A 19458-nucleotide genomic window follows, 5' to 3' on the forward strand; every position below is an offset into this window, starting at 1 on the left:
CCGGGCCGCGCTGGCCGGGGCGGGTGGGCGCGGCAGCGGCTTCCTGTCAGTGAGCACGGGGCCGGTCCCCCGGCGCGTTCAGGCTCTGCTGGAGCCGGAGCCCGCCGGGCCCACGGGGCGCGGGCCACGTGCGGCCGCGTCCGGTCTCGTCGCCGCGGTCGTGGTGTCGGCCCTGCTGGCGCTCGGCCTCGCCTACGGCCTGCACGAGTACGTGGAGTACGCGGCCAGGAGGATCGTCGGCCACGGACCGGTCTGACGGCGCTGATCTGACGACATCGATGTAGACCAATGATCGGAAGCGTGGGTATGGTGAGCCTCGGCTTGCTTCTTTCGACGCCCGGGGCGTCGCGCTTTTCCGATGATGGGGACACGGTGTGTACGACGGACGGCAGGGATCGTCGAGTCCGTTCGAGCAGTCCGTCTACCTCCTGTCGGAGGCCGGGCGGGCCGTCGACCGTCTGCTGGCGGAGCGGCTGGAACACCGGGGGCTGACTCCGGTCCACCACGCGTTGCTGTCGGCGCTGGCGCAGCTGGGACCGCACGGTCGGCACGATCTCACCACCCGGGTCACGGCGCCCGGGGCCGAGGTGGACCAGGCCCTCGACGACCTCCTGTCGGCACGCCTGCTCCAGTCGATGGTCGTCCACGTCGGCGGTCGGCAGGAGGTTCTGACGATCACCCCCTCGGGCGAGTCCGCCCTGGACGTGCTCCACACCGACGCGTCCGCGACCCAGGACGACCTGCTGGCGCCCCTGACGAAGGGGCAGCGCGCCGAGCTCAACTCCCTTCTCCGGCGCGTGTGCGCGGCCGCCGCCCGCGGAGCCGGGCAACGGCCGCGGCTCCGTGAGGACGACGGCTGGGCACTGACCCGCGGATCCCGGCGCACCTGGGAGCGGGTCCGGGACGGCGTCGGCCCGGCCGACGGACCGGGCGTCGCGACGGCGGGCTGACTCCCCCGCGCGGAGAACTCAGTTCGGCACCGGGCTGAGGGCCGCCCGGTGCTTCGTGAACGGTGCCCCGCCGGCGCCGTCGAGCGCGAGGAGACGGTCCGCGTGGGCCGACACCAGGGGCAGGTCGTGGCTGACCAGGACGACGGCGAGGCCCTGGTCGGTCCGCAGGCGGCGCAGGAGTTCCATGATGCCGTCGGCGGTGTCGGCGTCGAGGGCGGAGGTGACCTCGTCGCAGAGCAGCACGTCGGGTTCGGCGGCCAGGGCCCGGGCGATGGAGACCCGCTGGCGCTGCCCGCCGGAGAGTTCCTGGGGGTGGCGGTCGGCGTGGCCGGGGGTGAGGCCGACGGCGGTGAGCAGTTCGGCGACGCGGGCGTCGCACCGGTCGGCGGGCCGGGCGAAGTGGAGCTTCAGCGGGCGCGCGAGGGTGGCGCCGACGGTGTGGGCGGGGTTGAGGGCGCCGAGCGGGTTCTGCGGGACGAGCTGGATGCGGCTCCGCTGGTCGCGGGTGCGCCGTCGGTAGGAGGGGGCCAGGGGTTCGCCACCGAGGCTGATGCTTCCGGCCTCGGGGCGGTGGAGGCCGGCGAGGGTGCGCAGCAGGGTGGTCTTGCCGCATCCCGACGGGCCGGTGATCCCGGTCAGCGTGCCGGGGTGCAGGGTGAGGTCGAGGCCGGAGAGGACCTGGTGGCGGGTCCGGCCGGTGCCGACCCTGGCGTCGAGTGCCTTCACCTCGACGACGGGCTCCGTACCGGCGCGAGCGCGAACCGGCGTGGGCTCCGGGGGTGTTGCCGGTGTGCTCGGGACCGTGGCCGGGCGAGCGGGCTCCAGTGCGAGGACCTCGTCGGCGCAGCGGGCGACGAAGTCGGAGTCGTGGCTGGTGAGGGCGATGGCGATGGCGTCCCGGTCGGCGAGGTCGCGCAGCAGGTCGGCGATGTCGTCGCGCAGGGCGGCGTCCAGGCCGGCGGTGGGTTCGTCGAGGAGGAGGATCGCGGGCCGGCGGGCGAGGGCGCGGGCGAGGGCGACGCGCCGCTGCTGTCCGCCGGACAGGCTCGCGGTGCGGCGGTGTTCGAGGCCTTCGCCGGCCGGCAGCCGGACGACGCTCAGCAGGTCCGCCACCGGGGTTCGGCGGCGCTGCGGGGAGGTCTCGCCGATGAGCCGGGCGACGCGCATCCGGGGGTTGAGTCCGGAGCCCGGGTCCTGGCCGACGAAGGCGAGCTTGTGGCGGCGCAGCCGGCGCAGTTCCTCGGGCGGGAGGGTGAGGATGTCGTGGCCGAGGACGGTGAGGCTGCCGGCCGCGGCGTGCGCGCCCGGGGGGAGGGCGCCGACGAGGGCGCGCAGCAGGGTGGTCTTGCCGGCGCCGGAGGGGCCGGTGACGGCGGTGATGCGGCCCGGGGTGAGGGTGAGCGTGGCGTCGGTGAGCAGCGGGGTGTCCCCGAGGGTGACGGACAGTCCGGCGGCGCGGGCGGCGGGGTCGGTGGTGCTCACAGCGGGGTCTCCGGGGTGGGCCGGGCGGGGGCGAGGGCTTCGGCGGCGAGGTTGACGCTGATGGCGAGCAGGCCGATGGCGAGGCAGGGGGCGCCGACGGCCCACGGGTTGAGGGTGATGCCGGCGGCGTTCTCGCGGATCATCAGCGCCCAGTCGGCTTCCGGGGGTTGGGGGCCGAGTTGGAGGAAGGCGGCGACGGAGACGATGTAGATACCTTCGACGAAGCGCAGGCCGAACAGGGCGAGGACGGTGGAGCGCAGGTTGGGCAGGACCTCGTGGACGGTGAGGTGCCAGAGGTTCTCGCCGCCCGCGGCCGCGGCCTCGACGAAGCCGGTGGTGGCGACGGGGGCGGCTGCGGCCGCGACGATCCGTACCGCGTAGGGGATGCCGAGAAGGGTGGCGGCGGCCGCGACGGCCAGGCGTCCGCCGGCGGGCCAGGCCAGGGCGATGAGCATGATGGCGAGGACGGAGGGCAGCAGGATCGTCAGGTCCGCGGCTCGTTCGATCCACCGGCCGAGGGCCGGGCGCAGTACGGCGACGATGCCGATGGCGGTGGCGGCCGCGGTGACGACCAGGGCGATGGCCAGGGCGGTGGCGATCAGGGGTGCGCCGCCGGTCAGGAGGCGGCTGAGGACGTCGCGGCCGAGCTGGTCGCCGCCGAGCGGTGCGTCGCCGCCCGCTTCGGCGTAGGGGAAGGTGACCGGGGCGTCGATCGGGTGCGCGGCGAGGAGAGGGCCGGCGAGGGCGAGGGCGACCAGGACGAGTGCGGGAACCGCGCGCACGAACACCCGCCGCCTGGTGCGTCGGACGGTGGGCGCGGGGGCCGCTGTCGGGGCGTCGGCGGTCATCGGCGCTCCTCTCCGAGGGTGGTGGTGCGGACGAGGTCGGCGAGCAGCAGGAGCAGGCTGATGGCGGCGCCGGCCGCGGCCACGACTCCGGCGATGAGCGGGGTGTCGCGGTCGGTGATGGCTCCGGCCAGGATGGCGCCGATGCCGGGGTAGTTGAAGAGGGTCTCGACCACGACGGTGCCGCCGAGCAGCATGCCGGCGGAGGTGGCGATGCCGACGGCGACGGCCGGCAGGGCACCGGGGAGCATGTGGTGGCTGAGGACGCGTCGGCGGGGCAGGCCGTCGAGGATGGCGGCCTGAACGTGCGGCAGGGCCGACTGGTCGGCGAGGGCGCCGCGCACGATGCGGGTGTTCCAGCCGATCTGGGGGACCGCCAGGGAGAGCAGCGGCAGGACGATCATGGTCCACGACTCGGGTCTGCCGTCCGGTCCGGTGAGGGTGACGGCGGGCAGCCAGCCGGTCCACTGGGACAGCAGCAGGAGCAGGGCGACGGAGACGACGAACTCCGGCAGGGCGAACGCGGCGGTGGACAGGGCGTCGACGGCGCGGTCGACGCGTCCGCCCGGGCGCAGCGTGGCCCAGCCGCCGAGGGCGAGCGCGCCGGCGGTGCTCAGGGCGAGGGCGAGGGCGCCGAGCAGGAGGGTGTTGGGGAAGGGGCCGGCCAGGACGTCGGTGACGTGCTGTCCGCGCGCGGTGGTGCCGAGGTCGCCGGTGGGCAGGCCGGTCATCCAGTCCCAGAACCGCTCGGCGACCGGGCGGTCGAGGCCCATGGCGGTGCGGCGGGCGGTGAGGTCGGCGGCGGTGACGCCCCGGTCGGAGGTCGCGCCGGCGGCGTCGCCGGGCAGGAGCTCGATGGCGGCGAACACCGCCGCGAGCAGGACGACGAGCATGACCAGGCGTCGGGCCGCCTGGCGGGCGGCCCGGCCCGCACCGGGGAGGATGCGGGCCGGGAGGCGGCGGGGCGCGCGGGCGCCCGGTTGGAGCGTGGTCAACGCGCCAGCCAGGTCTTCTCGAGCTGGACGCGGCCGTAGCCGGGGAGCCTGGGCAGGTCGCGGACGGCGGCGCCGGCCAGGTCGATGCCGTCGGCCATGCCCCACAGCAGGTAGCCGGACCCGGCGAACTCGATCTCCTGGAGCTGGTGCAGCAGCGTGCCTCGCTCGGCGGGGTCGGCGGTGCCCATGGCCTTGCGGTAGGCCTCGTCGAAGCTCGGCTCGTTCCAGCCGGACTCGTTCTGGCCGGCGTCCGAGAGCATCGTCTTGGAGGCGAAGAAGACGACGGAGTCGTTGGTGCCCCAGTAGCTGGTGTAGAGCGTGCCCTTGAGCCAGGTGGCGTCCCAGAACGCCTTGGAGTCCTGCTTCACGACGTTGATCTTCACTCCGGCCTCGCGGACCTGGGTGGCGAACAGCGTCGCGGACTCCGCCAGGCCGGCGATGTCCTCGGTGGTGACCAGGTCGTACGTCTTCGAGGTGTCGAAGCCGGCGTCGGCGAGCAGTTGCCTGGCCTTGGTCAGGTCCCGGGTGCGCTGCGGGATGTCCTTGGCGAAGGCCGGGTCGCCGGTGCCGAGGATGTCGTTGCCGACGCTGCCGTAGCCGGAGAGGACCTGCTTGACCATGGCGTCGCGGTCGACGGCGAGCTTGAGGGCCTCGCGCACCCGTACGTCGGCGAACGGGCCATCGGCGGTGCGCATGACGATGGGCATCGCCATGTCGTTGGGGCGGCGGACGATCTGGACGTCCTTGCGGGCCTCGGCGGTGCGGGCGGCGACGGCGCCGACGTTGGACGCGACGTCGATCTGCCCGGCGAGCAGGGCGTTGGCCATGGCCTGGGGGCTTTCGAAGAGGCGCACCTCCACGGCGTCCAGCAGGACCTTGCCGCCGTACCAGGTGTCGTTGCGCACCAGGCGGGCGTTGCCGTCGCGGTACCAGTCGAGCTTGAAGGGGCCGGTGCCAGGGGCGCCGGCGATCGCGTCGTCCTTGGTGTCCTTCTTGAGGACGAAGGTGGTCAGGCGGGTCTGTAGCGGCAGGTCGGCGTTGGGGTAGTCGGAGACCAGGACGACGGTCCTGGCGTCCTCGGCCGTGATGCCCTCGGGCTGGATGCCGGGCAGCCGGCTCTTGCCGGCCGGGGTGTTGCGCAGCCGCTTCAGCGACCAGACGACGTCGTCCGCGGTGACCGGGGTGCCGTCGTGGAACGTGGCACCGTCGGCCAGGGTGAACCGCCAGGTCTTCAGGTCCTCCGACGGCTTCCAGGAGGCGGCCAGGCGGGGAGCGGTGTTGGTCTTGTCCCCGGGTATCGCGAGCGTGTCGTAGATCAGGCTGATGACGAGGTAGTCGCTCTCGTTGGCCTGGGTGCCGTGCGGGTCCCGGGTGACGGCGGAGGCCTTCCCCAGCGCGCCGATCTTCAGCGTCCCGCCGGGGCGGGGCTGCCGGCCGTCTCCGCCGGAGGGCGCGGCTTCCGTGGAGCCACCCTTGCCGCCACCGCAGGCGGCGAGCACGCCGATCGCCCCGGCTCCGGCTCCGGCCCACAGCAGCTGTCGTCTGGTGACGCCCACGTTCGATCCTCGTCTCGGTTCCGTACTCGATTTGCTTAGGGTTACCTACCCTAAATTCGAGCCATGTCGCAAGCCGTCCGACGGGGCGCGGCCGACTTCCGGCCACGCGCCCCCGACCTCCAACTCACTTCTTGAGCAGGGGCGTTACCCCTGCGCGGCGCGTGCGCCGCCCCCCGGAACAGGGACTACGTAAATGTAGACATCCAGCCGGGTAAGGCTTGCCTAACCTCAAAGTCGTTGTTACGTTTCCTGTCGTCCGGCCGTTCGAGCCGCCCCGGACCACCGCCCCACGCGCAGCTCCCGTCGCCGTCCCACACCGGCGCGGTGATGCCACGTGCCCGCACCAGTGCTCCTTCTCCTCTCCTGTCCCCGGAAGGTCCCGCCGTGCCCACCTGCCCTGCCCCGGTACGCCGTCTCGACGCCGACGACGTCGCGGAACTCACCACCACCGCCGCCGAGTTGCTGGCCCTCCACGGCTCCGCGACCAGCCCCGCCCTGCTCGCCGACCTGCCCGCGGCCTGCGCCCGGCTCGGCGAGCCGCTGCGCCACCGGCTGCGTCCGGTCGACACCCCCGACGGCCTGTTCGTGCTGCGCGGCCTGGAGATCGACGACTCCGATCTCGGCCCCACGCCCGGCCACTGGTCCACCGTCGGTGACGCCGGCGCGCTCTGGGACGTGGTGCTGCTGCTCGTCTCCACCCTGATGGGCACCCCGATCGCGTGGGACGGCCAGCAGGACGGCCGGTTCGTGCACAACATCGTGCCCTCGCCCGGCCACGAGAGCGAGCAGACCGGTGCCTCCAGCTCCGTCCTGCTCACCCCGCACACCGAGGACGCCTTCCACCCGGGCCGCGCGCACCTGCTGCTGCTGTGCTGCATGCGCAACCACGACGCCATCGCCACCACCGCGGCCGGCGTGCGCCTCGCCGACCTGTCCGACGCCGACGTCGAGCAGCTGAAGCGGCCCGTCGCGCCGATCCTGCCCGACGACGCCTACGAGCAGGCCCGGCAGTTCGGCGGCCGGCCCGCTCCGGTGCCCACCCTGTTCGAGACGCCCGAGGGCCTGACGATGCGTTACGACCCCGCCTACACCCCGCTGGAGGAGACCGACGAGGCATGGCGCGAGGCGTACGGGCGCCTCGGGGAGGAACTCGCCCGGGTCTCGGTCGCGGTGAGCCTGGAGCCCGGTGACGTCCTGGTCGTCGACAACGACCTCGTCGTCCACGGCCGGGTGCCGTTCCAGGCCCGCTACGACGGCACCGACCGCTGGCTCAAGCGCGCCTCGGTCCGCGTCGGGAAGCGCCCCACCCGCCCGGCCGCCGAGAACGACGAACACGGCTACGGCCAGGCCGCCCTCACCGCCTGGGCCGCCTGAACCACCGCTACCGCCGCCTCACCACCTCGAAAGGGCACCCTCATGGACCGGGACGACACCACCCTGCGCGTACTGTCCACCAGCGACCTCGCCGGCCTGGACATCAGCCTCGCCGACGTCGTCGACACCGTCGAACAGGCCTACCGCACCCTGGCCGCCGGGCAGTCCGACAACCCGCGCAAACTCACCGTCAAGCCCGCCGACGGCCACTCCGTCTCCTACGCCATGCTCGGCCGCGACGGTGTGCGCAACGTCGTCGCCGTCAAGACCTCGTACAAGCACGGCCTCGACGAGAGCCGCGAGAACCAGCACTACTACACGACGCTGACCATCTACGACGACGTCACCGGCCTGCCCGTCGCCATGATGGACTGCTCCCGCATCGGCTCCCTGCGCACCCCGGCCGTCTCCGCCCTGCTGGCCCGCGAGTGCGCCGCCCCCGGCGCGTCCACCGCGCTGGTGATCGGCACCGGCACCCAGGGCCGGCTCGCCCTGCCGTTCCTGCTCACCACCCTGCCCGGGCTGAAGCGCCTCCTGCTGTCCGGCACCCACCCCGACGGCATCGCCGCGGTCCGCACCGAACTCGCCCGGCACTTCCCCGACCGGGAGATCGAACCGGTCACCGACCTGGAGGCCGCCGCCCGCGACGCCGACGTCGTCGTCGCCACCGCCGGCGGGCACACCCCGGCCGCCGTCGAGGCCGACTGGCTGAGGCCCGGTGCGGTGGCGATCCTCGTCGGCCACGGCCTGGCTCCCTCCACCCTCCACCGGGCGGACCGGGTGATCGCCACCAGCGAGGCCCAGATGCGCGTCACCGGCACCGACATGGCCGACGCGGACGGCAACCTCCCGGCCGTCGACCTGGAGCTGCCCGTCGTCATCTCCGGCGCCTCCCGGGCCCGCACCGCCCCCGGACAGCGGATCTTCGCCTACAACAGCGGACTCGTCGTCACCGACATCGCGTTGGGCCACCGCTTCGCCCAGCTCGCCGCCGGCCAGGGCCTCGGCACCGAGGTGGCGCTGTGGCGCTGACCCTGCCCGCCCACCCCGACCCGCTCGCCGACCGGATCCACGACAGCGGCCTGCTCCACGAACTCGCCCACGGCCTCCGCGGCCCCTTCCACTACCTGCTGCCCGAGCGGTTCGACGCCAACCTCGCCGCGTTCCGCGCCGCCCTGGCCGACGCCGGGGTGGAAGGCCGGGTCCACTACGCGAAGAAGGCCAACAAGGCCTCCGTGTACGTCGAGCGCTGCGCCGCGGCCGGCGCCGGAGTCGACGTCGCCTCGCTCGGCGAACTGCGCGACGCCCTCGGCCACGGCGTGCGCGGCGAGGACCTCGTCGTCACCGGCCCCGCCAAGTCCCCGGAGCTGCTGCTGGTCGCGGCCCGGCAGGGCGCGCTGATCGCCGTCGACGCCCTCGACGAGCTGGAGCGCCTGCCCGGCCTCGGCGGCGACCGCCCCGTACGGGTCCTGCTGCGCCGGTACCCGCAGGACCAGCCGCGCAGCCGGTTCGGCCTGGACGACGCGCAGTTGCACGAGGCGCTGCGGCGCTGCGCCGCGGCCGGGGACGCCGTACGGATGGAGGGCTTCAGCTTCCACCTCTCCGGCTACGCGATCCAGCCGCGCGCCGACCTCGCCGGGGAACTCGTCGAACTCTGCCTCAAGGCCAGGGCGTCGGGCCTGCGGGCGGACCGGATCAGCATCGGCGGCGGCTTCCCCGTCGACTACGTCGCCGCCGATGCCTGGGACACCTTCCTCGCCGGACAGGGGCCCGGGCACTACCACGGCGAGAAGGCCTTCGCCGCGGGCGACTTCTACCCGTACCACTCCCCCGTCGCCGGCGCGGACGCGCTGCGCGCGATCCTCGCCGCCAGCCCCGGTGGCAGTGGTCCGAGCCTCGCCGAGCGGCTGCGGCGGGCCGGCGTGCTGCTCCTGCTGGAGCCCGGCCGCGCCCTGCTGGACCGCGCCGGGTCGTCGGTGTTCCCCGTCCAGGGGGTCAAGGACCGCGCCGGGTACGGGATCGTCACCGTGGACGGCACCAGCCTCAGCCTGTCCGAGCAGTGGTTCAACAGCGAGTACCTGCCCGATCCGGTCCTGCTCCGCGACCGCAGCCAAGGCACAGCAGGCGACGAGCCGACCGACCGGCCGTACCCGGCCTGCGTGGGCGGGGCCAGCTGCCTGGACTCCGACCTGCTGACCTGGCGCAAGATCGCCTTCCCCGCCCGGCCCCGGGTCGGCGACCTGCTCGTCTACCCCAACACCGCCGGCTACCAGATGGACTCCAACGAGTCCCCCTTCCACGAACTCCCGCTGCCGCCGAAGGTCGTCGTCGACCACCACGGCGACCGCCCGCGCTGGCACCTCGACCGCTGACCCCCGCCCCGCCGTCCCCACGGAGCCCCACCATGACCGACGCCCTGAACCGCCCCCCGGTGGTCAGCCGGATTTCCGACCTCATCGGGTACACCCCGCTGTTCGAACTCGCCCGCGCCGACAACGGCGCCCGGCTGCTCCTCAAGCTGGAGATGTTCAACCCCACCGGCAGCGCCAAGATCCGGATGGCCCGCCAGATGGTCCTCGACGCCGAGGAGCGCGGCGAGCTGCGCGAGGGCGGCCACATCATCGAGTCCACCTCCGGCAACACCGGCCTGGGCCTGGCCGTGGTCGCCGCCGAACGCGGCTACCGCTTCACCGCCGTCGTCGACAACCACGCCGCCGCCGACAAACTGCGCGGCATGAAGGCGATGGGCACCGAACTCGTCTACGTCGACGCCGACACCGACGGCGAGGAACTCCACACCGCGGCCCGCGAGGAACTCGCCGAGGAGATGGCCCGCGGCAAGGACAACACCGTCTTCACCGAGCAGCACAACAACCCCGGCAACGCCGTCGGGTACTACGCCGTCGGCCGCGAGATCGCCCAGGCCCTCGACCACCGGGTCGACGTGCTGATCGGCGCGGTCGGCACCGGCGGCGGCCTGTGCGGGACCGCCCGCGAACTCAGGAAGTCCGTGCCCGGCGTCGCCGTCGTGGGCGTCGAACCGAAGGGCTCGATCGCCTTCGGCCCGCCCGCCCACGACTACTACCAGTCCGGCACCGGCACCCCCGAGGGCGCCACCATCGGCCTGCTGGTCGACTACGACCTCATCGACGAGGGCGTGAAGGTCGGCGACGTCGAGGCCTTCGCGACCGCCCGCGTCGTCGCCCGCCGCACCGGCCTGCTCATCGGCGGCTCCGCCGGGGGCGTCGTCCACGAAGCGCTGAACCGCCTGAAGACCCTGGCGCCGGATGCCGTTATGGTCGCCTTCGTCAACGACGGTGGCGAGAAGTACCTGGACACCGTCTTCAACGACGACTGGATGAACGCCCGGGCACTGCTCGACGAGGCCGTGGAGGCCGACATCGACGAGACGCTCACCAAACTCCGCAGGCCCTGACTTCCGAGAAACGTGACACCCACGATGCAGCAGCTAGCCACCCTCGTCCGCGACAGCCGCGCCCTCGCCGCACTGGCCGTCCCGCTCGCCCTCACCCAGCTCGCCCAGGTCGCCCTCACCACCACCGACACCATCATGATGGGCGTCCTCGGCACGGAGGCCCTGGCGGCCGGCGGCCTCGCCCTGGTCGTCTTCAACCAGCTGCGGACCATGGGCGTCGGCCTCGTCACCTCCGTCGGCAACCAGGTCGCGGCCGCCGCGGCCCGGGCCGAACGGGCCCAGGGCTCCGAGGAGGCCGAGGGCACCGGCGACGACGACGTACGGGGCCTGGTGCGGGCGGCGATGGCGGTCGCCACGCTCGCCGGCCTCGCCGGAGCCGTCCTGATGGTCCTCATCGGCCAGGCCGCGACCTTGCTCGGCCAGGACGCCGCCGTCGCCCACCGGGCCCAGGGCATGCTCGCCGCGCTGGCGCCGGGCCTGCTGCCCTGCCTCTGGTTCCAGGCGATCCGTCAGTTCACCGTCGGCATGCGCCGCCCCCAGGCCCTGCTGCGGATCACCATCGCCTCCGTCGCCGTCAACGCGGGGCTCAACTGGATCTTCATCCACGGCACCTGGGGCCTGCCGCAGCTCGGACTCACCGGCATCGGCGTCGCCACCAGCAGCGTCTACCTGCTGTCCTTCCTCGCCCTCCTCGGCTCCGCCCGCCGCGACCCGCAGCTGGCGCCACTGCTGAGCCTGGACTTCTGGCGCGCCGACGCGGCCACCGTCCGCCGCCTGCTCGGCCTCGGCACCCCGATCGCCGCCACCTACGGCTCCGAGGCCGGGTTCTTCTCCGTCACCGCCCTGTTCGCCGGCAGCTTCGGCGCCGCCGCGCTCGCCGCCCACACCGCCGTCAACCAGCTGATCTACATCGTCTTCCAGGTCGCCGTCGGCCTCTCCCACGCGGCGTCCATCAACGTCAGCCGGGAGCTCGCCCTCGGCGAGTACACCGCCGCCCGCCGGATCAAGAACACCGCCCTCGCCTGCGGAGCGGTCGTCACCACCCTCGTCGGCATCGCCTACCTCGCCCTCCCCGACCTCGTCCTGCGGCCCTACTTCGACGCCGGCTCGGCAGCCGACCGGCAGGGCCTGGAGATCGCCACCGGCCTGCTGGCCGTCGTCGCCGTCCTCCAGTTCTTCGACTGCGCCCAGAACATCGGCGTCGGACTGCTGCGCGGCCTCGACGACACCAGGAGCGGCTTCCGCATCACCCTGATCGGCTACTGGCTCGTCGGCCTGCCCGCCGCCTGGCTGCTCGCCTACCCGCTCGGCGGCGAGACCCGCGGCCTCTGGTTCGGCCTGCTCATCGGCCTCGCCACCACCGCCGTCCTGCTGCTGCGCCGCTACGGCCTCGCCCTCACCGCCAAGGCCGCCGCCGTGCCCGAAGCGGCCGTGGCGGGCTGAGCCGAACCGCGTCCGGGGGCCGGGAGGTCCGGTCCCCGGCCGGCATGATGCCCCGGCCCGACCACGGCGGCGGCGCGGCACCCCGAGGGTGCCGCGCCGCCGTCATGTCACGCCGTTGTCATGTCACTTCGCCGGCACGTCACTCCGCCGGCAGTCGCGGCGTGCGCGGCGGCATCGTCCGCCGGCTGCCGGTCGCCTCGAAGGCCGCGGCGAGGGTCAGCAGGGCGGTGTCGTCGTAGGCGCGGCCCGCGAAGGTCAGTCCGACGGGCATGCCGGTGTCCGTCATGGTGCCCATCGGCACGGTCACCGTCGGGATGCCGAGGTGACGGGGCACCAGGTTGCCGTTGGCGACCCAGACGCCGTTGCGCCAGCCGAGGTCGGCGGACGCCTCGGAGACGTCCATGTCCGCCGGGCCGACGTCGGCGACCGCGGGGAACACCACCGCGTCCAGCCGCAGGCCGTCCATCCAGAGCTCCAGGTCGACCCGGCGGGTCTCCTCCAGCCCGCGCAGTCCCTGTTCGAGGTGCGGCATGTCGGTGAAGGACGCGTACGGGCGCTCGCGCACGAGGCGCGGGTAGTCGCCGATCGTGTCGTCGAAGCCCTCGTAGCGGTCCGGGAGTTCACCCTCCTGCTTGGGGAAGACGCGGTCGCCGTCGACTTCGGCCAGGGTGTCCAGCTCCGGGTCGCCGTTGGCGCGCAGGAAGTCGTCCCACGCCCAGGCGGACAGGTCCTCGATCTCGACGGTGAGGAAGTCGCGGCCGACCAGCCCGCGGGTGAGCAGCGAGGGCGCGCCGGGGCGGTCGGACTCGTAGTTGGTCACGACCGGGAAGTCGACCTCGACCACCTCGGCGCCGGCCGCCTCCAGGTCCCGGCGGGCGGCTTCCCACAGGGCGATCACCGAGGGGCGGGTGTCGATCCGCTGACCGGTCTGGCCGCCGATGCCGCCGTCGGGGTTGGTGCCGGCGTCGGGGTCGGCGTTGATGTACATCGCGGGGACGCCGACGCGCTTGCCGGCGAGCGAGGCGCGTGCGCCCTGCGCGTCGGCCGGGGCGAGCGCCGGGTACGAGGCGGGGCGCACCCGCGACGCCGCGGGAATCGGCACCCACGGCTGGGCGCGCCACAGGTCGCCGCGCGTCTGCGGGTCGTCGGCGACGACGACGTCGAGCAGTTCGAACAGGTCGGCCATGGTGCGGGTGTGCGGGACCACGACGTCCATGGTCGGCACGAGCGGCCAGTTGCCGCGCACCGAGATCACGCCGCGGCTGGGCGTGTAGGCGCACAGCGCGTTGTTGGAGGCGGGTGCCCGGCCCGACGACCAGGTCTCCTCGCCGAGGCCGAACGCGCCGAACGAGGCGGCCGTCGCGGTGCCCGAGCCGTTGGAGGAGCCGGAGCCGTAGGCGCTGGTGAGCCAGTCGGCCCTGTACGGGCTCTCCGCGCGGCCGTACACGCCGCGCTGCATGCCGCCGTTGGCCATCGGCGGCATGTTGGTCAAGCCGATGAGGACGGCCCCGCCCGCGCGCAGCCGCTCGACGGCGAAGGCGTCGCGCTGGGCGACGAGGTGCTCGAAGGCCGGCGAACCGGCCGCGGCCGTCAGCCCCTTCGCGAGGTAGCTGTCCTTCGCGGTGTACGGGATGCCGTCCAGCGGGCCGAGGGTCTCGCCGCGCGCGCGGCGGGCGTCGGAGGCCTCCGCCTCGGCGCGGGCGTCCGGATTCATCACGACCATCGCGTTGAGCGCGGTGGCGCTGCCGGGCCGGTCGTAGGCGGCGATCCGCGCGAGGTAGGCGTCGAGCAGCCCGACCGCGGTGGCCTCGCCCTTCTCCAGCGCCGCGCGCAGGTCGGCGATACCGGTCTCCACAACATCGAATCCGCGCGTCATGCGGGTGTCTCCTGGATGGTCGGGTCGGACAGTGCGGACCGCCGGGCTTCGGGCCGATCGCGCGCGCCGTCATGCCGCTCAGCCGCACTGACTAGATTTTCAGTCTAGACTACCGATCTAGGACCACGGAACCGAGACGAGGCCATGCCGACGCCAGAGCCCACCCGGCCACAGCCCCTCCCCCCGCCGGACAGCCCGCCCGGACCCGCGGCGGACACCGGACCGCGCACCGCCCCCCGGCCCGCCCGGACCCCGACCGAAAGGAAGCGCCGGCCCAGCGGCGACGAGGCACGGGGAAGGGCGATGCGGGCCGCCATCAGCGCCATCGCCGAGAAGGGCGCCGCGGGCGTACGGATGTCGGACATCGCCGCGCGGGCCGGCATGAGCACCGGGCACATCCTCTACCACTTCGGCAAGAAGGACCGCCTGCTGCTCGAAGTCCTCGTCTGGAGCGAGGCGGACCTCGGGAGCCGGTACCAACAGGCCGCTGACCAGGCCGCCTCCCCCGCGGAGAAGCTGGCCCTGTTCGTCCGCTTCTACCTGCCCCGCCACCAGGGCGACGAACGCTACGCCCTGTGGACGCAGGTCCTGGCCCAGCACCACGACGACGAGGGGCGGCACCTGCTCACCGAGCTGTCCGACGTCTGGGAGGAGCGCCTGGAAGCCGTCCTCCTCGAAGGCCGGGCCTCGGGACGGTTCGCCGACGTGGACACCGCCGAGTTCACCATCAGGGCGGTGGCCATGCTCAACGGGCTCTCCGGCGACATCATGTTCGGACGGCCGCGCTGGCTCCACGCCTCCGCGGACGCGTTCGCCCTGGCCGCCCTCGAACGCGAACTGCGCCCGCCCGCCCGGCCGTGACGGCGCGCCCCGCTGCCGCGGTCCGCTGGTCCGCCGCACGGACGCGCATCCGCCGACGCCGTGTCAGAGGCGTCCGCGGACCTCGCCCGCACCGCCGGCCAGCGGGTTGGGAACGGGCACGAAGCGGGATTCCGTGCCGCCCAGGTCGAGCCAGCGGGAGAGCAGGCTGGCCTTGCCCGGGACCGTGGCCGCGCCGAGGAGCGCGGTGATCTCCGGGACGCCGCGCTCCCGGTCGCACCTCTCGAACTCCCGCCGCGCGACCGGCCACAGCTCGCCCGCCGTCCCCGGGAAGCGGTGCGCGAGGGTGCCCGCGATCTCGCCGAGGTTGTTGACGACGAGGCAGTACACCAGACGCTGCCAGGCCGCCTCGCGAGGCGTCTCGGGGACGACCCTGACACCCTCGGTGTCGCGGAAGACGGCCTGCACGGGAACGCCGTCCGCGTCCACGCCGACGAGGGTGTTCTGGAGATGGCACTCGACCGCCACGCCGTAGCGGGCGTACGCCTCCAGGACGGGCGGGACGACGTGGCCCAGGTACGCCGACCACCAGCGCAGCGGATCGGTGACCCGGTCGAGCGGGTTGCCGTCGAAGCGCTCGGCGAGCGCGGCGGCCAGCACCGCGGTGGCGCCCGGCAGGAGGTGCCCGTCCAGGCCGTCCCGGACCACGACCGGGAAGGTCTCCTCAAGACCGCGGACCGTACGGTGCCCGGGTTCGCTCAACCAGGCCGCCGCGCCGTCCATCGCCGCGAAGGCGGCGGTGGCCAGCGGGTCCCTGCGGCGCCCCTGGCGCAGGTCGTGCAGCCACAGCCGCCGGACGTCGTTGGTGATCCACACCTCCAGGCTCAACTTCAGGAACAGGTCGGCCGGTCCGGGGCCCTCAGGACCCCCCGGGACGTGGACGGTGCGCACCGACGACGTCGCCCGGGCCTGCCAGGCAGTGGTGCCCAGCCGGACGAGACGGCCCCGGGCGAAGGCGGCGCGCACCGCGGGCAGCCGGCGGCTGAGCGCGAACTGCCAGGGATGGACGGGCAGCAGACGGAACCCGGGCGGAGCCTGCCCCAGGGAGTCGAGGACGCGGGTGTCGCCCTCGTCGACCACCGCGTCCGTCGACACGCCGAGCAGGACGAGCGGGAAGCGGGCGTACGCCTCCGGGGCGTAGCGGAGCCAGGCGGCGGGCGGACCGCCACCACTGCGCGCCTTGGGAGCCGGGTGGCAGGGGTGGCCCATGACGAGGGCCTGTTCGGAACGCAGCCACAGGTCGTCGGGTGGGGTGGCGCGGGCCCGGGCGGCGAGGACGGCCTCCAGGGCCGCGCGGCTGGCGGTCGCCTCGGTGACGAGCGCGGGGTTGGCACGCCCGGTGGTGGCCCGCATCTCCTGTGCGGCGAGATCGACGAGCCCGGCGTGGCGCAGCGGCCGCCAGCCCGTACCGGTCCACAGTTCCGGCGAGGAGGGCCGGTGACGGGTGCGGACCCGGAGCAGCCGTCCGCTGGCGTGCAGGCGGTGGACGGTGTGGCCGGCGGGTGTGCTCCCCGCCGGTTCGGCGGCTTCACGCAGGAGGCAGTTGAGCAGAGGCGTGACGGACAGCGCGTCGGCTGCCCGGGCGAAGTCCCGCATGGGCCGCCACCCTACGTGGAACGAGCTGGGTGTGGTGGGAGATCGGGTGTGCGGCAGCGCCGCCGAGCGGCGGCTGGCAGAGCAACTGGGCGCCATCCGGCCGGAGCGGGTCGATGCCTACCTGGCCGCTCTGCCCGGGGCGCGGGCCGCCGTGCTGGCACGGTTGTGGCGGGGGCTGGTGCACGAGCCGCTGCCCTGGGTCGTGCGGCGGACCACCGGGCGCGACGGTGTCGGGCTGGAGCTGGCGGACGGGCGGCGTCTGCACGGTCCGCCGTCGGACCCGTGGGCGACGGGGACGGCGATCGCCCGCGTCGAGCTGGACGGCCGCCCGTTCGGCCACCCGGGCCGGTTGCTGACGGCCCTGGCCGTGCCCGGCGGCGGGCGGCTCGCCGCCGAACTCGATCACAGCGCCGCCTCGATGGCGCTCTCGCGCACGGCCCCTCGGCCCGCCGACCCGCCGACGGCGCCGTGGCAGTGGGAGCAGCGGTCACCGGACGGGCACCCGTACCACCCCACCTGCCGGTCCCGGCCGGGCTTCTCGGCCGCCGAGCAACTGGCATACGCGCCGGAACACCGGCCGGTGGTGGGGCTGCGGCTCACGCCGGTGGCCGACGCCGTGCTGCGCGGCCCGTGGCCGGCGGACCTGCGCGACGGCCGGGTCACGCTGATCCCGGTTCACCCGTGGCAGGCCGAGCACACCCTGACCGGACGCACCCTGCTGGCAGGGCCGCGGGCCCACCCGCTGCTCTCCCTGCGGACGCTCGACCCGGGAGGGGACGTGCACGTCAAGACGGCGCTGAGCACCCGGCTCACCTCCGCGGTGCGGGACATCTCCGCCCACTCGGTGGAGCACGCGCTGACCACCTCCGAGGTCGTCGAGCGTGCCGCGGCCCGGCTGGGCGGCCGGCTGCACATCGCGCGGACCCTGGCGGCGGCGGGAGCCGGCACACCGGACCTGGCCGCGGTGCTGCGGCAGTCGCCGTACACGTACGCCGGGGCGGGGGAGCAGGTGGTACCGGTGGCGGAACTGCCCGCGTTCTTCGCGCCGCTCACCCCCGGCGAGCGGTGGAGCCGGATCACCGGGTTCGCGCGGCTGGCCGTGGGGGTCTGCCTGGACATGCTCGACCTGGGGGTGGCCCTGGGGGCTCACGGGCAGAACCTCCTCGCCGTCCTCGACGAGGAGGGGCGAGCCCGGCGGCTGGTCTACCGCGACCTCGCCGACATCCGCGTCAGCCCCACCCGGCTGCTCCGCCACCGGCTTCCGTCGCCGCCGACCGGCCGACTCGTGGACGACGATCCGCCCGGCCTGCGCCGCCACGCCTTCGGCTGCCTCGTCACGGGCTCGCTGGGCCCGCTGGCCGGCAGCGCCGCCGCCCTGGGCGCGCTCCTCGAAGCCGCCACCCGGGACCTCCCCGCGACCCCCGACCTGCGGGCCCTGGTGGCGGATCCGGTGCCGGCCAAGGCGCTCACCCTGATGCGGCTGGCCCCGGACGGTGTCCGCTGGGCCCTGCTGCCGAACCCGGCCCGGAACGGCTGAATCCGCCGGAAGCAGCCGTCCGCGGACAACGCGCGGATCCGGCCGGCGGGGCCGGGGTGCGATCGGCCCCCGGCCCGCCCTGGCGGGGCAGCCGGATGCGCCGGGCCGGACCCCCGGGAATAATCGATTCGTGGACGACATGCCGGCGCGCACGCCCGTCGCTCCCGACGGCCGGCTGGGGAAGGCCGCCGAGCACCCCGGTTTCAGCGACCCCGCCTACCTGCGGCGGCGCGAGGAGGTCGCCGCGCTCGCCCGCGGACTGCGGGTCGGCGCGCCGTCCCCGGTGGTGGCCTACAGCGAGAGCGAGGAGCGGACCTGGCGCACCGTCCGCCGGGCCCTGTGGACGGCCCAGGGCGAGCACGCCTGCCGCGCCGCGCTGGAGGCCCGGGGGCAGGTTTCCATCCCTGCGGACCACATCCCCCAGCATGCCGAAGTCGGCTCGCAGCTACGGCGGCTGACGGGCTTCGTGCTGACCGCCGCGCCCGGCGTGGTCGAGAACAAGCGGTTCCTCGGCTCGATGGCCGAGGGGTACTTCCACGCCGTGCAGTTCGTCCGGCACCCCGCCCTGCCGCTGTTCACCCCCGAGCCCGACGTCCTCCACGACGTCCTCGGCCACGGCATCCACCTGGTCTCGCCCGCCTTCGCCGACATCTACCGCCTCATCGGGCGGGCGGCCGGGCGCATCGACCGCGCCGACGTCCTGCAGATGATCAGCGACGTCTACTGGTTCACCCTGGAGTACGGGGTCCTCGACGAAGGCGGGACGCCCAAGGCGTACGGGGCCGCCCTGCTGTCGTCCTACGGCGAGATCCGCCGCCTCGGGCAGGCCCGCGTCCGTCCCCTCGACATCGGCGCCATGCTGGGCACCGCGTACGACATCACCGGCTACCAGCCGGTGCTCTTCGCCGCCCGCTGCCTGCACGAGGTCGCCGACACCCTGGGCGGCTTCCTGGAGCGGCTGGACGACGACAGCGCGGCGCGTTTCGGACGGCACCCCGGCCACCCGGCCCTGCGGTGACTGTCAGTACTCGTTCTTGACGACGAAGTACGAGCCGCGGATGGTACCGGCGAGCTTCGACTTCTGCCGGGCGAACTTGAAGCGGGAGGCGAGTTCCTCCGGGATCTCCATCCCCTCGGAGAGCTTGAACCCGACCGCCCGCTTCTTGGCGTCGTCGACGGTGTACATCACGTTGACCGACAGTCCGCTCTCGTAGAAGACGTAGGCCATGCGGATGTTCTCGACCTCGAAGGCCGTGGCCTGGAGCGGGCGGGAGGCGATGACGATGTCGCGTTCCTCCCGGAGGATCCGGTGCACCCAGTCGACGGTCTCCCCGGCGTCGCCCGCCGGCTCCACCGTGAAGACGTGGTCGTACTTGTTCCTGAAGTAGCGGGCCTCGTTCGCCCGCAGACCGGCAAGAGCCTCCGCGACGGGAGAGGACTCCAGGCCAACGGTCGAGACGGTGTGGAAATCCACGGTGTACGTCATGGC

16 protein-coding genes and 1 pseudogene are annotated in these 19458 nt (G+C 74.1%); 10 read left to right on the plus strand and 7 right to left on the minus strand.

From position 1 onward, the window contains the following. Together BU198_RS42735 and BU198_RS30105 are read left to right on the plus strand one after the other, a co-directional pair. Positions 1-256 (plus strand): annotated as a pseudogene (locus tag BU198_RS42735) (M56 family peptidase); the annotation flags it as partial. Positions 257-374: 118 nt separating this feature from the next. Next, positions 375-950 carry a MarR family winged helix-turn-helix transcriptional regulator gene (locus tag BU198_RS30105; RefSeq protein WP_188300024.1) on the plus strand — a complete coding sequence of 192 codons (576 nt, stop codon included), beginning with the start codon at positions 375-377 and terminating at the stop codon, positions 948-950. A gap of 18 nt (positions 951-968) precedes the next feature. Here the strand turns inward: BU198_RS30105 and BU198_RS30110 are convergent, their stop codons facing one another. Genes BU198_RS30110 through BU198_RS30125 form a run of 4 tightly spaced genes read right to left on the minus strand, consistent with a single transcriptional unit; the run spans position 969 to position 5828 of the window. Beyond that, positions 969-2432 carry an ABC transporter ATP-binding protein gene (locus BU198_RS30110; RefSeq protein WP_317620378.1) on the minus strand — a complete coding sequence of 488 codons (1464 nt, stop codon included), beginning with the start codon at positions 2430-2432 and terminating at the stop codon, positions 969-971. Further along, positions 2429-3280: an ABC transporter permease subunit gene (locus tag BU198_RS30115; protein WP_188300026.1), complete on the minus strand. Its 852-nt coding sequence runs from the start codon at positions 3278-3280 to the stop codon at positions 2429-2431. Before BU198_RS30115 ends, BU198_RS30110 begins: the two co-directional genes overlap by 4 nt. Then, positions 3277-4272: an ABC transporter permease gene (locus BU198_RS30120; RefSeq protein WP_223245136.1), complete on the minus strand. Its 996-nt coding sequence runs from the start codon at positions 4270-4272 to the stop codon at positions 3277-3279. Before BU198_RS30120 ends, BU198_RS30115 begins: the two co-directional genes overlap by 4 nt. Then, complete coding sequence (locus BU198_RS30125) at positions 4269-5828, minus strand: ABC transporter substrate-binding protein (RefSeq protein WP_188300027.1); 1560 nt, start codon at positions 5826-5828, stop codon at positions 4269-4271. The genes BU198_RS30120 and BU198_RS30125 overlap by 4 nt, the downstream gene beginning before the upstream one ends. Before the next feature lie 384 nt (positions 5829-6212). Here BU198_RS30125 and BU198_RS30130 point away from each other — a divergent pair, with 384 nt between their 5' ends. The 5 genes from BU198_RS30130 to BU198_RS30150 are packed head-to-tail and all read left to right on the plus strand — an operon-like array spanning position 6213 to position 12081. Continuing rightward, complete coding sequence (locus BU198_RS30130) at positions 6213-7202, plus strand: TauD/TfdA family dioxygenase (protein WP_188300028.1); 990 nt, start codon at positions 6213-6215, stop codon at positions 7200-7202. A gap of 42 nt (positions 7203-7244) precedes the next feature. Further along, positions 7245-8234 carry an ornithine cyclodeaminase family protein gene (locus BU198_RS30135; protein ID WP_188300029.1) on the plus strand — a complete coding sequence of 330 codons (990 nt, stop codon included), beginning with the start codon at positions 7245-7247 and terminating at the stop codon, positions 8232-8234. After that, positions 8225-9574 (plus strand): Y4yA family PLP-dependent enzyme, encoded by a 1350-nt coding sequence (locus BU198_RS30140; RefSeq protein WP_188300030.1) that lies wholly within the window; start codon positions 8225-8227, stop codon positions 9572-9574. The genes BU198_RS30135 and BU198_RS30140 overlap by 10 nt, the downstream gene beginning before the upstream one ends. A 32-nt stretch (positions 9575-9606) precedes the next feature. Then, a complete protein-coding gene (locus tag BU198_RS30145) occupies positions 9607-10638 on the plus strand; it encodes a cysteine synthase family protein (protein WP_188300031.1) in 1032 nt (343 codons plus the stop codon). A 24-nt stretch (positions 10639-10662) separates the two neighbouring features. Then, positions 10663-12081 carry an MATE family efflux transporter gene (locus tag BU198_RS30150; RefSeq protein ID WP_188300032.1) on the plus strand — a complete coding sequence of 473 codons (1419 nt, stop codon included), beginning with the start codon at positions 10663-10665 and terminating at the stop codon, positions 12079-12081. Positions 12082-12220: 139 nt separating this feature from the next. On the opposite strand, the gene BU198_RS30155 is transcribed toward BU198_RS30150, so the two are convergent. Continuing rightward, a complete protein-coding gene (locus tag BU198_RS30155; protein WP_188300033.1) occupies positions 12221-13957 on the minus strand; it encodes an amidase in 1737 nt (578 codons plus the stop codon). A gap of 303 nt (positions 13958-14260) precedes the next feature. On the opposite strand from BU198_RS30155, the gene BU198_RS30160 reads away from it, so the two are divergent. Beyond that, positions 14261-14818: a TetR/AcrR family transcriptional regulator gene (locus BU198_RS30160; protein WP_223245138.1), complete on the plus strand. Its 558-nt coding sequence runs from the start codon at positions 14261-14263 to the stop codon at positions 14816-14818. 63 nt (positions 14819-14881) lie between these two features. Here BU198_RS30160 and BU198_RS30165 read toward each other — a convergent pair whose 3' ends face one another. Beyond that, complete coding sequence (locus BU198_RS30165) at positions 14882-16432, minus strand: IucA/IucC family protein (protein WP_188300035.1); 1551 nt, start codon at positions 16430-16432, stop codon at positions 14882-14884. A gap of 34 nt (positions 16433-16466) precedes the next feature. On the opposite strand from BU198_RS30165, the gene BU198_RS30170 reads away from it, so the two are divergent. Then, positions 16467-17969, plus strand: a complete 1503-nt coding sequence (locus BU198_RS30170) for an IucA/IucC family siderophore biosynthesis protein (protein ID WP_317620379.1) — start codon at positions 16467-16469, stop codon at positions 17967-17969. A 139-nt stretch (positions 17970-18108) separates the two neighbouring features. After that, entirely contained in the window at positions 18109-18987 is an 879-nt protein-coding gene (locus tag BU198_RS30175) for a phenylalanine 4-monooxygenase (protein ID WP_223245143.1), read from the plus strand. A gap of 3 nt (positions 18988-18990) precedes the next feature. Here the strand turns inward: BU198_RS30175 and BU198_RS30180 are convergent, their stop codons facing one another. Next, entirely contained in the window at positions 18991-19455 is a 465-nt protein-coding gene (locus BU198_RS30180; protein ID WP_188300038.1) for a phage tail protein, read from the minus strand. Positions 19456-19458: the final 3 nt, after the last annotated feature.

The organism is Streptomyces sp. CBMA156 (assembly GCF_014596515.1).
Classification (GTDB): domain Bacteria; phylum Actinomycetota; class Actinomycetes; order Streptomycetales; family Streptomycetaceae; genus Kitasatospora.